The following is a 16,698-nucleotide window of genomic DNA, read 5'->3' as shown; positions in this document are numbered from 1 at the left end:
GACCTCCTGGACTTCATCACCGGCACACCGCCCCGCGGACGGGTTTCGCCTTGCTCTCGTAAATCTGGGCGACGCCCGCGTTGGTCCCTCTGACCTTGAAGCAGTACTTGCGCGTGGGGTCGACCGCGACCTTGGCGGACGTCTCCCGGCTGGCCTGCTGGTAGTCCGGCTTCCCGCCGTCCGGCATCACCACGACAGTGACATCGAGTGCCCGGGAACTCTCCCAGCTGAGCATGATCTGACTGCCCTGGTCCACCGGATCCGCCAGGTCCAGCGTCACCGGGGCCTGCGGAGCTGCCGCCCGCGGGGCGGGTTGATCCGCGTCCGGCAGCAGGAACCACAGGACCGCCGCCGCGCTCACGGCCAGGACGCCGCCCCCTACGGCGTAAGGAATCCACGGTCGGCGAGCGTGCACGGGGCTGGGCGGCCCGGGGTCGGTGCGGGACAGCATCCGGCCGAGTTTCGCCACGACCGTGGCCGCTTTGTCCGTCCGGTGCGCAGCCGCGGGTGCCAGCATCCGCGCGACCTCGGTGGACAGTTCGATCGGCACGTCGGGCCTGCTGATCGCCGGGATGGGCTCGTTGAACACCCGGCTGATCCGGTCGAGCGGCGACTCCCCGATCCGCTTGGGGTACGGCGAGTCCCCGGTCAGCGCGAAGTACAACAGCGTGCCGAGCCCGTACACGTCGGCGCGTTCGTCGAGCACACCGGACTGCAGTGTCTCCGGCGACATCCATTCGATCCCGTGCAGGGGATCACGGCGGGGCACGGCCTGGCGGATCGCCACGCCGAAGTCCGACAGAACGGCCTGACCGGACCTTCGGTACAGCACGTTGTTGGGGCTGACGCCGCCGTGCGGCACGCCGGACGCGTGCGCGGCGGTCAGCGCGCGAGCCAGGCCGTAGCCGAGTTCGAGGACCTCGCCGACTTCCAGCGCGCCGGTCCGCCGTACCCGCGCGGTCAGCGATTCGGCGCACAACTCCATCCGCACCAGGTGTTTCTTGTCACGCAGTTCCGGCGGGCCGCTCGGCAGGATCGGGAGCGTCGCGGCCAACTGCGCCAGTTTGTCCCGGTCCCGTTTGATCACCGACAACGTCCTGCGGTCGAAGGACTTGTCGAACGTCTTCTCCGCCACCGGATGTCCCGACACCGTGGTGGCGTTGACGACCGCGAACGGGCCGCGGCCGAGGAACTCGAACGTCATCGGATCGCGAACACCGCCCGCAGCCGGGCGCCCCACGTGCGCCCGGCGAGCGTCCGGCGGATCTGCCGGACCTCCGCCCACGCACTGGCGACGGCGTGGTCATCCGCGCCCGAACCCGACCACAACGCGACATCCAGCTGACCGGCCATCCCCCGCAGCGCGTTCACGATGGACGCGTCCGAGGTCGCCCGCGCCAGATCACGCGGGGTCATGCCGGGAGTGATCCTGCTGCCGTGCGCACGCATCAGATCCCTGGCCTCCCACCAGGCGGCCACCACCCCGTCGGCGCCCGTGCGGCGCCTGCGGCGCAGTGACCGCACGATCTTCGTCACCGGCACGACGAGCAGTGCCAGGAGAACCGGGCCCACCAGACCGATGATGGCCCACAGCACCGCCTTGGGGTAGTCGAAAGGCGGGTCCGGAAGCGGCACGGGCGGAGGTGGCGGCAGCGGCGGCTCGGGCACCTTGTCCGGCGGCTGCACCTTGTCCCGTGCCTGCGCGGTGATCTGCGCCAACCGGGACGGCGCCGGTCCCGCACCGCCGGCCCCGCCCGCCGGGTCGAGCGGCACCCAGCCGAACCCGGCCACGGCGACTTCGGGCCATACGAGGATGTCCCGGTTGTGCACGATCGTCTCCGCGCCGACCGGGGTCCGTGGCGCGCGATACCCGACAGCGAGCCGTGCCGGAATGCCCACGATCCGTGCCATGGCGACGTACGACGCGGCGAACTGCTCGCTCGTGCCGCGCTTGCTCTGCACCAGGAAGTCGCGCAACTGCGGCCAGCCGCTCCCGGTCGGCAGCACCCCGCCGGTCACCACTTTGTAGTTGTCCCTGAGGTATTTCTCGAGCAGCAGGGCGGTCCGGAACGACGGGCGCATCCCGCCGGTGGCCGTGGCCGCCAGTTCCTGGATGTCCGGCGGGATCACGCCGAGCCCACCGGGCGCGTCCACCGACGACAGTGCGGCGTCCGGCAGCTTCTCGTCGGCCTGCGGTTCCCACCAGCTCAGGTCGTACTCGACCGCGCCTTGCCGGTCGGGCAGCAACAACGCGCCCGTCGCCGGGTCGATCAGCGGCGCGGCGCCCGTGACCGACGCGGGCAGCCCCTGACTGGGCAGCCATTGCCCGGTCGGCGCCTGGATCCTGGCCGAGTACCGCACCGAGGCCGCGTCGGCCGGTGGCCCGAGTTGCGCGCCGAGCCTGCGGTACTCGTCCGACGGTTCCCACGTGACACCGTTGAACCGGGTCAGTACGACCAGACGCCACCGATCCACCGGCCCGTCGGTGGTGTAGCTGAACACCGGGGTGTCCGGTTTGCCCAGCCGCGCGGCGACCTCCGCGAGCGGGCTGATCGTGCGCGGCAGCGGGACCTGCGCGGAGTCGTTGCGTTGCACGGAATAGGGCTCGTCCACGTCGATCAACGCGCCCACCGCCGCACCCACCACGCCGAGCACGACAGTGGGCACCAGCATCAAACCGGGCCACCTCGGTATGTACAACCCGGCCGCCACCACGGCGAACCCGAGCGCCGCCACGACAGCCATCGTCCCGGACACCGCCGCGAACGCCTGGCTGACGACGAGCACCGCGATGCCGGGCAGCAGTGCCGTAGCGGGCCAGCGCAGGAGCTCGATCCCGATCACGGCCGCGAGCAACACCAGCAACGGCACGAACAGCATCGCCTCGGCGCCGGGGCGTACGGGCCAGGTCGACTGCACCACGAGCTGCCACGAGTCCGTCACACCGGAAACCATCGTGCCCAGGTTGCCCACGCTCGGCACGCCGAACATCGCCACGCACAACGCGAGAAACCCGAGCACAGCGGCGACGAGTGGCCGCCACGGCTGCAAAGCCTTGACTCGCAAGCACAGTTCCACAGCCGCGTAGCACGCCACGAGAACGGCGCCGACGGGCAGCAGCAGCGGGCGCAGGCCGAAAACCGGCGCGAACAACAGGCCGGGGATCGCGGCCGCCAGCAGGACCCACACCGCCGGGATCCGGACCGGGCTCGGTGTGTTCACCGGGCGATCACCGTCTGCCATTGCCGGGTCGCGTCGACCGCGTCGGCAGCACGCAGGACCTTGCCGCCCGCGACAGCCGCGTCCCGGTTGCCCAGCGCGATCACCACGAGGTCCGCGTACCGCGACCGGACACGGGCCAGCGCGGCCTGATCAGCAGCGGACACAGCCGACGAGATCACCACGAACTGACCGCCCCACGACTGCGCCAACGCCCGTGGCACAAGAGGAAGATCGGTCTCGGTGGTGCGGTCCAACACGCACAGCTCGTCGAGCAGCCGCTGCACGGCGACGGCGCCGGGAGTCGTGATCACGTCGACACCGCTGGGTGTGGCCAGCTGGCAGCGGTTGTCGGCCTTGGCCGCGGCGACCACGAGCGAGGCGGCGACGTCGACCGCCTCCTCGAACTCCGGCGCCGCCGCGATCTGCGGGCGGTTGTCCAGCAGGACGGTGAACTGGGGCTGCCGCGGGTCGGCGTAGTCGCGGATCATCAGCTTCCCGGTCCGTGCCGTGGCTTTCCAGTGCAGGTGGCGGACCTCGTCACCGGGGACGTACTCACGCACCTCGCGGATGTCCAGCGAGCCGCGCGGCGAGGTCTCGTCCGCCGCGCCGTCGTGGTGGTGCAGTGGCAGGCCGCTCGCGGCGGAACGCACCGGGAGCGTCCGCGGGTACACCCACAGCGTCGCTGTTTCCCCGATGAACAACGTGTTCTCGCCGAGCCCCAGCGCGTCGGTGCGCCGCAACGTCAACGGCCCGACTTCGTGCTTGCCGCGCTGCCACGTCGGCAGCTCGTTCAGATAAGCCTGCTCGGCGCCGGGCGCCAGCGGGCGCACGGCGATGCGCAACGTGCTGGCACCGAGCCGGTCGACAGCGGTGAACGCGGATTGCCAGCGTGCACCCGGATTGCGCACCCGCAGGACAATCCCGGCGCGGCTGCCGCGCTCGACCCGGTCGGGGTGGACATCGCGGACGACGGCCACACGCGGTTTGCGCCCAGCGACGGCGACAGCGGCCACGACCGTGCAGAAAGCGATGGCCCCCAGCACGATCAGCACCGGGAAGCCGGCCAGCCACCCCGACACGAGCAGGACAGGCGCGGCCACGAGCATGGCGGTGCCACGCTGCGTCAAGCGCATGGTCAAGCCCCTGTCGTCATGACCGGAACGGGGATCTCGTTGAGCAGTTCGGAGACGATGTCCTCGGCGCGGCGCTGCCGCAGCTCCGCGTCCGGCGTGAGGATCAGCCTGTGGTCGAGCACCGGGTGCGCGACTTCCTTGATGTCGTCCACGGTGACGTACCCACGCCCGTAGGTCGCCGCGACCGCCTGTGCGGCACGAACCAGCGCGATGCTGCCTCGCGGGCTTGCGCCGTAACGCAAATCCCCGTGCCGGCGAGTCTGCGCCGCGATTGTCGCGGCATACTCCACAACCGCGGTGTGCACCCGTGCCGCGCGCACCTCGGCGACGGCTGCTTGCAGCGTCGGGATGTCCACCACCGCGGGCAGTTCGTCCGGGTCGACGCCCGCGCAGTCGCTCAGGATCACCATGACCTCGGACTTCAGGTCCGGGTAGCCGATCCGCAGCCGCATCAGGAACCGGTCGAGCTGCGCCTCGGGCAACCGGTACGTGCCCGCCATCTCGATCGGGTTCTGGGTGGCGATCACCAGGAACGGCCGCGGCACCTCGTGGCTGACCGAGTCGACCGTGACCCGCCGCTCCGCCATCACCTCCAGCAACGCCGACTGGGTCTTCGGGGTACCGCGGTTGATCTCGTCGGCCAGTACGACGTTGGCGAACACCCCGCCGGGGTGGAACGCGAACTTCTCGTCGTTCTGGTGGTACACCTGCACACCGGTGATGTCGCCCGGCAGCAGGTCGGGCGTGAACTGGATCCTGCTCCACCGGCCGCTGACACTGCGGGCCAGGCACCGCGCGAGCGTGGTCTTGCCCAGGCCGGGGACGTCCTCGATGAGCAGGTGCCCCTCGCTGAGCAACGCGGCGACCGCCAGCCTGACGACCTGCGGCTTGCCACGCAGGACGCGTTGCACGTTGTCCGCGATCCGTTGGTAGACCTCGCCTGCCGACACGGTCACCCCTTCTTCCAGACGATCTTGTTCGACTGAACCCGGCCGTCGGGGCCTTGCACGGACACCCAGACGGTCTCGTTGGGAACGTCGTAGTTGAGCTTGTCGTAAGCGCCCTTGCCGTCCGCGTTGACCGTCACGGATTCACTGTTGTTGACAGTGGGGTTGGCGTTCGAGCTGAGCGTGAGCCGGTACTTCCCCGGCGGGAAACCGGTCAGCCTCGTGATCACCCAGAAGCAGTTCGGGCGTTCGCAGTTGTCAGACGAGGACGGCCCGCCCTGCGAGATCGTGATCTGGGGTTTCACCGCGGGCGGCGGTGTGTCCTGCACGACGTGCGTCGCGGGCTGGCCGGTGACCGTGTTGCCGTCCGGCGTCCTGGTCACCGCGCGCACGGTGAACGTGTACTTCGTGGCCGACGGCAACTGCGCGTACGCCGTCTGGGTACCGGTCACCGTGCGCTGGGCCAGCCCCGTCCCGGCGACGACGTAGTGCACCAACGTGCCACCGTTGAGCGACGGCTGGTTCCACAGCAGCGTCACGTCTCTCGTCGGGCGATCGTTGACGTCGTAGCTCGACCTCAGGTTGATCGGTGCGCTCGCGGGTGAGACCGGCGCGACAAGCGTCACCGCGGCGGACGAAGCACCTGGACCAGTGCCCATGCGGTTGGTCGCGGTGACCGTGAAGACGTAGCTGACGCCGTTGGACAGACCGTTCACGGTTGTCTGACGCGCGCCTCCGCCCGTTGTCAACGAGCCTGTCTGGCCCGTGCTAGCACGCCAGGAAACCTGGTAGGACGTGATGTCCGCGCGGTTGTCGACAGCCGACCCCCATTTCACCACCGCCGCGTTGTTGCCCGCGGTGGCCGACACCGACGCGGGAGCACCCGGGCGACCAGGCGGGACGGGCGGGGGCGCTTGTGGCTTGTCCGGTTCCCTCGTGGGTTGTTTCGGCGGCTGGGACGGCGGCGGTGCCGCGACACGGACATCTCCCGGGCCACCGGTGTTCGGCGCCGGTGTCGGGCTGGGGCGGTCGGCTGTGGACACGTCCTGCACGTTGCCGTCCCTGGCGACGACGATCACCTGCGTGCCGTCGGTGTCTTCGACGTAGACGCGGTTGTCCTCGCCTTGGCTGAGCCGCGGTTCGCCGTTCTTCTGCTTGATCGGCTTGGTTTCCTTGCTCCGGCCGTCCGGGGCGTAGGTCAGCACGTTGCCGCTTTGCCGTTCCACCAGCACGACCACGTCCCCGGTCGACATCGGGCCTTCGTAGTCGCCTGGCGGCAACGAGACCGTGACGTGTTCGCCCGGCGGGTTCTTGCTGTCGGCCAGCAGCAGCGTCTGCCGCTGCGGATCGAGGATCGCCACCCGGCCGCCGACGTCCTGCGTCGCGGCCCGCGCGTACGGCGGGACGGACTCGCCGAGTAGGACACCGTCGCCGAGTTTCCCGTTCTCGATGGGGTGCAGCGTGCTGGTGAACGTGTCGACGAACGCCGTTCGATCGTCCAAAATGGTCAAAGCGCCCGTGTGGCCGGGCGGTACGTCGACCGGGCAGCCGTTGATCACGGTCGAGTCCTTGTTCACGGTGCACAACTGGCCGACTTCCTGGCGGTGCAGCCACAGCGTGCCGTCCTTGGTCAGGATCGGCGTGCCGAACGCGCCACCGACTCGGATGACCGTCGGCGGGTCACCCATCCGCATGACCATGCCCGCGTTCCGGTATGCCAGGTAAGGCCCGCCGACGCCCTCGATGGGCAGCGGGCGTTCCTCGGCAGGCGGGCTGATGCTGTCGCGCACTTCCAGCGTGGCCCGGTCGAACTGGGTGATGGTGTTCGCACCGACCACGTACCCGTGGGTGTCGCTCTGCACGACCTGGCTGCCCGGCTCGCCGTCGACCTCCGCGTGCGCGTCGATGTTCGTGGTCGCGCCGTCGATGTGCAGCGCCACCTGCAGCAGCGAGTTGAACACCCAGTGGCCGCTCAGCGCGAACCGGCCGGCGGGCAGCGGTTTGGCCGCGCCGGTCAGTGCGGCGACGAGCACGCCGGCGGCGAGTACGGCGATCAACGCGAACGGCCGGCTCCGCTTGAACACCCGCGGCAAGCTACCCGGCCGGTCCGGGAGGGGTCCCGAGAACGGTGCTACCGCAGGTCAAACGGTGATTCGAAAGCTGCCGAGGATGGCGTCGCGGACCGGCTTCGCCGCTTTCCAGCCGTCCTGCGCGGCCTCGGCGCTGTTCGAGTACAACGTCAGCGTCAGGACGTAGAGCCTACCGCTGTCGTTGGTGAACGCCCTGGTCAACGCGTGGACGACGGTACCACCGGACGCGGCGGTGTACTCGTACTCGAGGTCCGCGGTCTTGCCGTGGTCCTCCAGCGCGATACGCGTGTAGCCGAGGTTGTCGCGGCTCTTGTCGTTGCTGTTGTCGAGCGTCGAGAGGTAGTCCACCAAGGACGTCCGCACGTTGGCGTCGTCCCGCCGGACCTGCACCTGCAGCGCACCGCTGTCGGGATTGGTCCGCGCACCGGTCCAGGTGACGTCACTCTGCACGCCTGGCTGGGACTCCGACCGCGTCCACGCCTTGGGCACCTGGATCTGGAAGCCCAGTTTCTCTTCCTGCAACGCCAGTTCGGGCACCGGGCTCACGTCGGCGGGCGACTGCGGGGACTGGTGCTGGCCTTGCGGCGGCGACTGCGAGGCGAGGGTGATCACGACGACCACGACAGCCACCACGAAAGCGGCGCCGAGGCCCAGCAACACCCCGTGCTTCCTGTTCGGCGGCCGGACTGGGCCGACGTCGAGCGTGACGTCTCCCGGCATCGCGGGCGGGTGCACAGGCATCAGCGGCGGTGGCGCGGTCCGGGTGTTCGGCGCTGTCGGGTCCACATCCGTGACCGGGCTGCCCGCATTGTCGATCCAGGTCAGGCCATCGGCCAGGGCGACCGTCCTCGGCGGTCCGCCTTGCGGCGTGAGCGTCGCCGCGATCGTGCTGAGCCGGTCGATGGCGGCGACCGCGGTCATCCGCTCGGCCGGTTGCTTGCGCAGCAGGCCTTGGATGACCGGCCACAACCGGCCGATCCGCTGGTCGGGGTCCGGATCACGCGACGCCGCCGCAGCCAGCGTGCTCTGGATGTCCTTGCGTTTGAAGGGAGAACGCCCGACCGCCGCACCGTACAGGGTCACCCCGACCGACCACATGTCCGCGGCTGTGGTGGCCTCATGACCGTCGATGCGTTCCGGCGCGATGTATTCCGGCGAACCGGGCAGCTGCCCGGTACCGGTCAACGCGCTGGCGCCGTCGATGACAGCGATGCCGAAGTCGGTGAGAACCACGCGGTCACCGTCGAGCATTATGTTGCCCGGCTTGACATCCCGGTGCAGGATGCCCCGCTGGTGCGCCGCGTCCAGCGCACGCAACACCTGCAGGCCGACCTGCGCCACCTCCTCGACGGGCAACGGGCCGTCGTGATCGAGGATGTCGGCCAGCGAGCGGCCCTCGATCAGCTCCATCACGATCCACGGCAGGCCGTCGTCGGTGACCACGTCGTGCACGGTGACGATCCCGGGGTGTCTGAGCTGGGCCGCCGCTCTGGCCTCCCGCAACACGCGGCGCACCGCAGGTTCCGACTCGCTGGGATCGGCCGACTCGTCGAGCCGGAGTTCCTTGATCGCCACATCCCGGTGCAGGTACTCGTCGTGCGCACGCCACACGACGCCCATTCCGCCGCGACCGATGGCCGCCACCAGGCGATACCGCTTGGCGACGACCCTCCCCTCGCCCTGTGTCACGAAGGCAATGTACCGAGAGGGCCGAACCACTTCCGTGTGAACGTGCGAGCCGGGATCACCTGGCGGCCTTGGCGATGAGCGCCGCGACTTCGTCAGGCCGCGAGACCGTCACCGCATGCGAAGCCCCGCGCGACTCGACGACCTCACGGGCATGCGCGCGTTGAGCCATGAACCGCTGCGCGGTCAAGGGGATGTTCTTGTCCGCGGCCGGGATCACGAACCAGGACGGGATGGTGTGCCACGCACCTGGGCCCGCGGGTGCGTTGAGGGCGGCGTCCCGGACTGGCCGTTGGGTGGCGGCCATCAGCGCGGCCTCGTCTCGTGGGACGTCCGCGGCGAACTGGGTCCGGAACTTCTCCTGCTTGATGGTCAGGTCGTTCGTGCCGTCTCCCAACGGGTTTGCGTCGAGAGTGGGGCCGAGAATGCTGCCAGGGAACTTGTTGGACAGCTCGAGCGCGGACTCGCCCGTTTCCGGCGCGAACGCCGCGATGTACGCGAGTGCCTCGACCTGCGGGTTGCCCGCAGCCGCACCGGAGATGACCATGCCTCCGTACGAGTGTCCAGCCAGGACGATGGGGCCGTGGATGCCTGCGAGGACCTGGCGCAGGTACGCGATGTCACCTTCCAGGCTTCGCAACGGGTTGGCTGCCGCGATCACTGGATAGCCGCGTTGCCGCAGCCTTGCTATCACGCCGTTCCAGCTGGCCGATTCGGCGAAGGCTCCGTGCACCAGGACGATCGTGGGCTTCGGGTCCTTGGTGGGTGCCGCGGACGCCGCGAGTGGGACAACCCCGGCGGATGCGATCGCGGCGACTGCTCCCAGGACTGCGAGCTTCTTGAGCTTGGCCATCTCGACTCCTTTTCATCGTGCACGCTTTAGTTGTGCACGATCGAATGTAGCCGGACGAGTCGTGCTTGAAAAGATCGCGCACGATGTAAGTTGAGTCACGCAGGCTCTGAGCTGGGCGTTTTGCCCTTCTACGTCCCGTCGGCCTAACGTCAACTACCTTCGGTTACGCACTTTCACTCTCCGATGTCAGATGTGCTGGACGACGTGCCCCACGCAACACAGCACCGCCCCACGCAACACAGCACCGCCACGCGCTACCAGCTACCAGCCACCGGTACCGCCCGCCACCAGCGACCGGTCACCAGCCACCACCGCCAACTGCCAGCCGTCGAGCCCGCCTACTCCAACGCGCCGGAACGCACCCTGTTCAGCATCTTCCTGAGCACGGCTATCTCGTCGTCCGTCATCCCCAAAGCGGTGCCGAGCTGGCCGGTCATCTCGTGCGAGACCCAGCGGAGCTTGGTGCCTTCGTCGGTGAGCTCGACCAGGACCGAGCGTTCGTCCGCCGGGTTGGCGACGCGGGTCACCAGGCCTGCTTTCACCATTCTCTTCACCAGCGGGGAGACCGTGTTGTACTCCAGGTCCAGGCGCTGGGCCAGGGCTCCCATGGTCTGCTTGTCCTGTTCCCAGAGCAGGGTCAGGACCAGGAACTGGGGGTAGGTCAGGCCTGTTCGCTCGAGCATCGGGCGGTAGAAGGCTGTCACCGCCCGTGAGGTCGAGTACAGGTCAAAGCAGAGCAGCTCCCCCACTGTCGGTGGCGGCGTCGACTCGCTCACGGTTGCCTCGGTTTCTCCTCGCGGCCTGACCTCTCAGGTTACCCGCGGCTGTTACAGTCGATGATCAGTCGAGAGGAGTCATGCTTCCGATGCTCGTTGCCGAGGACGACGTCTCCGGGTGAGCCCGGCCTGACCAGCGGTGCGCCTGTGGTGCCACCGCTCTTCGTCATGTCCTCCGCACGCGCGTGTTTCTGGGAGTTTCCCGGTGTCCAAGATCGTTTGTTCTGCTCTGTCCTTTTCCTGGCCGGATGACACTCCGGTTTTCCAGGACCTCACCTTCAGCGTCGGCGTCGGTCGTACTGGGCTGGTCGCGCCCAACGGGGCCGGCAAGAGCACGTTGCTCAAGCTCATGGCCGGTGTCTACGAGCCGCTCAGCGGTTCTGTGACCACCGAGGGGGTGGTGGGTTATCTGCCGCAGACGTTGCCGCTCGCCGGTGAGCCCACGGTCGCCGAGGTGCTGGAGATCGCCCCTGTCGTCCGTGCCCTGCGGGCCATCGAGGCCGGCGATGCCGGTGAGGAGCACTTCACCACCATCGGCAACGACTGGGACATCGAAGAACGTGCCCGGGTCGAGCTCGGCAGGCTCGGGTTGCCCGATGTCACCCTCGACCGCACGATCGGCACGTTGTCCGGTGGGCAGATCGTGTCGCTCGGGCTGGCCGCGCAGTTGCTCAAGCAGCCCGATGTGCTGCTGCTCGACGAGCCGACCAACAACCTCGATCGGGCTGCGCGCCGGCGTCTGCACGACGTGCTCGGCGAGTGGAGGGGCTGTCTTCTGCTCGTCAGCCACGATCGTGCCCTGCTCGACCGGATGGACCGCATCGCTGAGCTCGGCCACGGCGAGATCCGGTTCCACGGCGGCAACTTCAGCGACTACGAGGCCGCCAGGCAGGCCGCTCGTGAGGTCGCCGAGAAGAACCTGCGCAACGCCGAGCAGGACCTCAAGCGGGAGAAGCGGGAACTGCAGCAGGCGCGGGAGCGTTCCGCGCGCCGGGCGGCGACCGGCGCACGGACCAACACCGACATCCCGCGGATCATCAAGGGCGGGTTGCAGCGCCGCGCCCAGGAGAGCGCGGGCAAGGCGGACACCATGCACTCGCAGCGCCTGGACGCCGCCAAGGCCAAAGTGGACGAGGCCGACCGCGCGTTGCGGGAGGACCAGACCATCGCGCTCTCGCTGCCCGACACCGACGTCCCCGCGGGCCGGACCGTTTTCAACGGGCAGCGGATGCAGGTTCGTTCGTTGTTCTCCGGCGAGGGCGTGGATCTTTCGATCCGCGGGCCTGAGCGGATCGCGTTGCTCGGCGCCAACGGTGTGGGGAAGTCCACATTGCTCCGGCTCGTCGCCGGGCTGCTCACGCCGGACAGCGGACTGATGACCCGCGCTGACGGGCGGGTCGCGTTCCTGTCGCAGAAACTCGACCTGCTCGACCTTGAGCGCTCCACTATGGACAACCTGCGGTCAGCCGCGCCGCACCTGCCGTTGTCCGAGATGATGCACCTGCTCGCGCGTTTCCTGTTCCGGGGCGAGCGGGCCAACTTGCCGGTCGGCGCGTTGTCCGGCGGGGAGCGTCTGCGGGCGACGCTGCTGTGCGTGCTCCGCGCCGAGCCCGCACCGCAGTTGCTCCTGCTCGACGAGCCGACCAACAACCTGGACCTGGTCAGTGTGGAGCAGCTCACCAGTGCGCTGAACGCGTACCGGGGTGCGTTCGTCGTGGTCAGTCACGACGATCGGTTCCTCGCCGACATCGGGGTGCGCCGGTGGCTGTACCTCGCGGACGGCAAGCTCACCGAGAGCGGGCCGCCCGAGGCCGACTAGGGCCTAGGACCTAGGCGGCGACGGCAGCAGGCCGGCGCACGTTCTTCATCGCGCTGCTCCACGACTCCAGCTGGTCGAACAGGACCTGCACGGAGTCGTGGTGCGGCTCCGCCGGCTTGAACACCGAGAAGTTCTCGAAGTCGGTGAACAACGACAGGCTGACCTGCTGGCGGACGTGCGCGATCTGCAGCTCGCTGCAGATCGCACGCAGGTGTTCGATGGCGCGTGCGCCGCCGAGGGAGCCGTAGCTGACGAACCCGGCGGCCTTGTTGTTCCACTCGCCGTAGAGATAGTCGAGCGCGTTCTTCAGCACGCCCGAGGTGGAGTGGTTGTACTCCGGCGTGACGAAGATGAAGCCGTCGTACGAGTCGATCTTCGCCGCCCACGCCTTGGTGTGCTCGTTGGCGTACTGGCCCATGGTCGGCGGGATGGCCTCGTCCAGGTGCGGCAGCGGGAAGTCGAGCAGGTCGACCAGCTCGTAGTCCGCGCCGGTGCGCGACTCGGCCAGCTGCGCCACCCAGTCGGCGACGGCCTTGCCGTTGCGGCCGGGACGGGTGCTGCCGAGGATGATCGCGATCTTCAGGTCACTCATGGGACATCCTGCCGTAGGTTCGATCACTTGAATCTTCACGTGAAATCTAGCACGACTTGAATGTTCAAGTGAAATAGACTGGTGTCATGCCCGCCACACCCGAGCCCCGGTGGCTGACCCCCGACGAGCTGGCAACTTGGCAGTCGTTCTCGCTGATGATGTCCAGGCTGACGGCCGCACTGGACACCCAGCTGCAGACCGAGTCGCAGCTGAGCTTCGTCGAGTACTACACGCTGGTCGGCCTGTCCGAATCGCCGGAGTGGACGATGCGGATCAGCACCATCGCCGTGTTCGTCAACGCGGAGCTGTCCCGGATGTCGCACCTGGTCAAGCGCTTGGAGAAGCGCGGCTTCGTCCGCCGCGAACCCGACCCGTCCGACGGCCGCTACACCAACGCGATCCTCACCGCGTCCGGCCACGAGCACCTGGTCCGCGCCGCGCCCGCGCACGTCGAGACGGTCCGCACGCTCGTGTTCGACGCACTGGGCGCGGACGCCCAGCGGATGCTCAAGTCCGCCTCAGACGCGATCGTCGCGCAGATCGAGAAAGCATGAAGCGCCCACACCGCGGTTGGGCGCGGTGTGGGCGCGAATGGACGGACGCGGTGAGTCAGCGCGTGGGTGGCGTCCGCCCAGGTATCACGAGTCGGCGACGAAGGGGTGCCGGGAGAGGAACACCCCTGCTCAGATCCCTCTCCCGGCACGTCTCGGCGGTCAGCTGAAGCAGAAACCCTGACTGCCGCCGAAGCCCCAGCACTTGATGTCGCGCTGAGATGTGGCCGAACGCCCGCTGCCGTCGGTCACGGTCAGCTTCGCCTGGTAGGTGGCGTTCTTGCTCGGGTACGTGTGGCTCACCCGAGCGCCGTTGCCCGTGGTCCCGTCGCCGAAGTCCCACGAGTACGACGAGATCGTCCCGGTGGAGCCCGATCCGTCGAAGGCACAGGTCAGGCTGGACGGGCACGAGGCCGTGAACGACGAGCCGGGGCCGCCCGGCGGCGGGCCGGTGTCGCCCAGCTGCTCGTTGGCCCAGTCGCCCAGCACGCCCCACAGCTTGGCGTGCGCGTTGTACGACGCGCAGTCGGTGCGCAGCCACGAGAAGACGCCGTAGATCTTGCCGTCCACAAGGTACGGTCCGCCGCTGTCGCCCTGGCACAACCCGGTCCGGCCGTCGCCGTAGCCGTCGCAGAACATGTACGTGGCGTTGAACTGGCCCGCGATGTTGCGGCAGTTCGAGTCGTCGACGACAGGCAGCGTCGTCTTCCACAGCTTGCTGTTCTTGCGCGCGTCGTCCTTGTCGGTCTTGCCGTAGCCGACCGCGGTTCCCGCGGTGCCGATCGACAGCTTGTCGCTCGAGTTGGCGATCTTCGGGTACTGCATCCCCGCGGGTGTGGGGATGTCGGTCTTGGTGAAGATGATCGCCACGTCGTAGCCCTCACGCCACGCGTCGGCGTGCGTGAACTTCGGGTGCACGCGGAACTCCTGGACCTCGATCCGCGTGCCCTTGCTGGTGTCCACGAGGTCGTCGCGGCCGTACACCAGGTACTTCGGCTCGCCCTGGCCGAACTTGCAGTGCGCGGCGATGATCACCGCGCGTTTGCCGACGACCGAACCGGTGCAGGACTGCTCGGCCGGCCGGGCACCGCCGGTGCGCATCTGGGCGATGATGAACGGGTACTCCGACACCGTGGTCTGCTGGCCGTTGATGACCCGCACACCCGGCTGTTCGTCAGCGATCGCCGGGCTCGCGGCGCACGCCAGGCCCACGAGCGAGGCAACGAGTGCCTTCATGATTTTCATGGCATGCCTCTCAGAAGCAGAAGGCTTGACCGGAACCGAAGCCCCAGCACTGGACGGAACGCTGCGAGGTCGCCGAGTTGCCCGAGTTGTCGGTCACGGTCAGCTTGGCGGTGTAGGTCGCGCTCTTGGCGGGGTACGTGTGGCTGGTCGTGGCGCCGTTCCCGGTCGTGCCGTCCCCGAAGTCCCAGGCGTAGCTGGAGATCTGACCGTCGGGGTCGCGGGATCCGTTGCCGTCGAAGGCACACTTCGCCGAGGACTGGCAGTTCACGGTGAAGCTCGACGTCGGGGGCTGCCCGCCGCCGCTGCTGCCCACGTTCACCTGCTGCTCGGCGGTGTTGGACTTGCCGGCGTTGTCGGTGACCGTCAGCTTGACGGTGTACGTGCCCTTCGTGCCGTACGTGTGGTCGACGGTCTTGCCGTCGCCGTCGGCGGTGTTGTCGCCGAAGGCCCACTTGTAGGACGAGATCGTGCCGGAGGAAGTGGATCCGTCGAAGGAGCACTTCAGCCCGTTCGACGGGCACGACGCGGTGAACCGCGCGACCGGGCCGTCCGGTGGGGTGCCGGTGTTCGGGATGTACAGCAACTTGTTGGGGGAACTGCCGATCCCGGACAGCTTGCCCTGGCTCGCGTTGTCGACGATCCACTTCTCGAGCTGGGCAGGCGTGCTGCCGGGCTCGTCGTGCAGGCGCAACGCCATCGCACCGGCCACGTGCGGCGCGGCCATCGAGGTGCCGCCGATGGTGTTGTACGAGCTGTTCCCGTTGTACCAGGCGGAGTTGATGCTGTCGCCGGGCGCCCAGACGTCCATGCAGGTGCCGTAGTTGGAGTCGGAGCGCTTGCCGTCGCTGCTGGTCGTGCTGCCTGTCGTGACGCCCTCGGTCATCTGGCCACCGGGACCGTAGCTGCAGACGTTGCCGCCGTTGTTGCCGTTGATCAGCGCCCACTGGACGCCCGAGTTGATCGAGCCGCGGATCGCCGAGACGGCGACGTCGGGGTCGTCGGTGTAGATGCTCATGTTGACGACAGCGGGCTTCTTCGCGTTCTGCGCGATCCACTCCGCGGCCTTGTTCACGTCGGTGTCGAGGCCGAATCCGTCGCACTTGAGGATCCGCACGGCGACCAGGTCGACCTTCTTGGCCACGCCACGGGTCGAGCCGCCGACGATCCCGGCGACGTGGCTGCCGTGGCCGTGGCAGTCCTTGCCGCCGTCGTTCGCGTTGACGAAGTCGACGCCCGCCTTGGCCCGGCCGCCGAACTCGTTGTGCGAGTAGTTGATTCCGGTGTCCACAATGTACGCGGTGACACCGGCCCCGTCGTTGGGGTACGTGTACGACCGGTCGAGCGGCCGGTCGCGCTGGTCGATCCGGTCGATACCCCAGTTCTGCGGGTCCTTCTGCGTTCCGCCGGGACCGAGTGCCGACGTGCCGATCCGGGCGGTGCCCGACTGGCGGACCTCGGCGACCCGGGGGTCGGCGGCCAGCCTGCGGGCCGCCCGGTCGGACAGGCCCGTCACGACGAAGCCGGACATCGTCTTGCTCAGCACGGCGTCGACGTTTCCGCCGAACCGGTCGGTGAGGCTCTGCGCGGTCTGCTGAACCGATGCCCTCGCAGCGGTTTCAGGCTTGTACGTCACCAGGTAGGTGCCCGCCACCGGGTTGGTGGTCTTGTCGACGACAACGCCCTCAGGTTCCGCGACCGCGGTGTTCGCTGTTCCGAGCACGAGGCCCGCCGTTGCGGCGAGTACCGACGCCAGGAAGCGCCGTTTCCACGTTCCCATAGTTCCT

The 16,698-nt window shown here is 68.6% G+C and carries 13 protein-coding genes; 2 read left to right on the top strand and 11 right to left on the bottom strand.

The annotated features are described in order from the left end of the window. Nucleotides 1–16: 16 nt before the first annotated feature. From AOZ06_RS08900 to AOZ06_RS08865, 8 genes are all read right to left on the bottom strand, one after another. Nucleotides 17–1,204: a serine/threonine protein kinase gene (locus AOZ06_RS08900; protein WP_157232929.1), complete on the bottom strand. Its 1,188-nt coding sequence runs from the start codon at nt 1,202–1,204 to the stop codon at nt 17–19. Further along, nucleotides 1,201–3,222 (bottom strand): transglutaminase TgpA family protein, encoded by a 2,022-nt coding sequence (locus AOZ06_RS08895; protein ID WP_169798885.1) that lies wholly within the window; start codon nt 3,220–3,222, stop codon nt 1,201–1,203. The genes AOZ06_RS08900 and AOZ06_RS08895 overlap by 4 nt, the downstream gene beginning before the upstream one ends. Continuing rightward, nucleotides 3,219–4,355, bottom strand: a complete 1,137-nt coding sequence (locus tag AOZ06_RS08890; protein WP_054289001.1) for a DUF58 domain-containing protein — start codon at nt 4,353–4,355, stop codon at nt 3,219–3,221. The genes AOZ06_RS08895 and AOZ06_RS08890 overlap by 4 nt, the downstream gene beginning before the upstream one ends. Nucleotides 4,356–4,357: 2 nt before the next feature. Next, entirely contained in the window at nt 4,358–5,305 is a 948-nt protein-coding gene (locus AOZ06_RS08885) for an AAA family ATPase (protein WP_417999944.1), read from the bottom strand. Nucleotides 5,306–5,307: 2 nt separating this feature from the next. Beyond that, nucleotides 5,308–7,386: a fibronectin type III domain-containing protein gene (locus tag AOZ06_RS08880; protein ID WP_054288999.1), complete on the bottom strand. Its 2,079-nt coding sequence runs from the start codon at nt 7,384–7,386 to the stop codon at nt 5,308–5,310. A 57-nt stretch (nt 7,387–7,443) separates the two neighbouring features. Continuing rightward, complete coding sequence (locus tag AOZ06_RS08875; protein ID WP_157232928.1) at nt 7,444–9,081, bottom strand: serine/threonine-protein kinase; 1,638 nt, start codon at nt 9,079–9,081, stop codon at nt 7,444–7,446. Between the two features lie 55 nt (nt 9,082–9,136). Beyond that, nucleotides 9,137–9,931: an alpha/beta fold hydrolase gene (locus tag AOZ06_RS08870; RefSeq protein WP_054288997.1), complete on the bottom strand. Its 795-nt coding sequence runs from the start codon at nt 9,929–9,931 to the stop codon at nt 9,137–9,139. A 338-nt stretch (nt 9,932–10,269) separates the two neighbouring features. Further along, nucleotides 10,270–10,707, bottom strand: a complete 438-nt coding sequence (locus tag AOZ06_RS08865) for a MarR family winged helix-turn-helix transcriptional regulator (protein WP_054288996.1) — start codon at nt 10,705–10,707, stop codon at nt 10,270–10,272. Between the two features lie 205 nt (nt 10,708–10,912). Here AOZ06_RS08865 and AOZ06_RS08860 point away from each other — a divergent pair, with 205 nt between their 5' ends. Continuing rightward, nucleotides 10,913–12,526 (top strand): ABC-F family ATP-binding cassette domain-containing protein, encoded by a 1,614-nt coding sequence (locus AOZ06_RS08860; RefSeq protein ID WP_054288995.1) that lies wholly within the window; start codon nt 10,913–10,915, stop codon nt 12,524–12,526. 10 nt (nt 12,527–12,536) lie between these two features. Here the strand turns inward: AOZ06_RS08860 and AOZ06_RS08855 are convergent, their stop codons facing one another. After that, nucleotides 12,537–13,118, bottom strand: coding sequence for an NADPH-dependent FMN reductase (locus AOZ06_RS08855; protein ID WP_054288994.1), 582 nt, complete (start codon nt 13,116–13,118; stop codon nt 12,537–12,539). A gap of 86 nt (nt 13,119–13,204) precedes the next feature. Here AOZ06_RS08855 and AOZ06_RS08850 point away from each other — a divergent pair, with 86 nt between their 5' ends. Then, nucleotides 13,205–13,672, top strand: coding sequence for a MarR family winged helix-turn-helix transcriptional regulator (locus AOZ06_RS08850; protein WP_054288993.1), 468 nt, complete (start codon nt 13,205–13,207; stop codon nt 13,670–13,672). A gap of 159 nt (nt 13,673–13,831) precedes the next feature. Here AOZ06_RS08850 and AOZ06_RS08845 read toward each other — a convergent pair whose 3' ends face one another. Both AOZ06_RS08845 and AOZ06_RS08840 read right to left on the bottom strand, forming a co-directional pair. Then, nucleotides 13,832–14,905: a trypsin-like serine protease gene (locus tag AOZ06_RS08845; protein ID WP_169798884.1), complete on the bottom strand. Its 1,074-nt coding sequence runs from the start codon at nt 14,903–14,905 to the stop codon at nt 13,832–13,834. Nucleotides 14,906–14,924: 19 nt separating this feature from the next. Next, complete coding sequence (locus AOZ06_RS08840) at nt 14,925–16,691, bottom strand: PKD domain-containing protein (RefSeq protein WP_054288991.1); 1,767 nt, start codon at nt 16,689–16,691, stop codon at nt 14,925–14,927. Nucleotides 16,692–16,698: the final 7 nt, after the last annotated feature.

Origin of the sequence: Kibdelosporangium phytohabitans (assembly GCF_001302585.1) — a bacterium.
Taxonomy (GTDB): Bacteria; Actinomycetota; Actinomycetes; order Mycobacteriales; family Pseudonocardiaceae; genus Kibdelosporangium; species Kibdelosporangium phytohabitans.
This window is presented reverse-complemented; position numbering and strand designations above follow the sequence as displayed.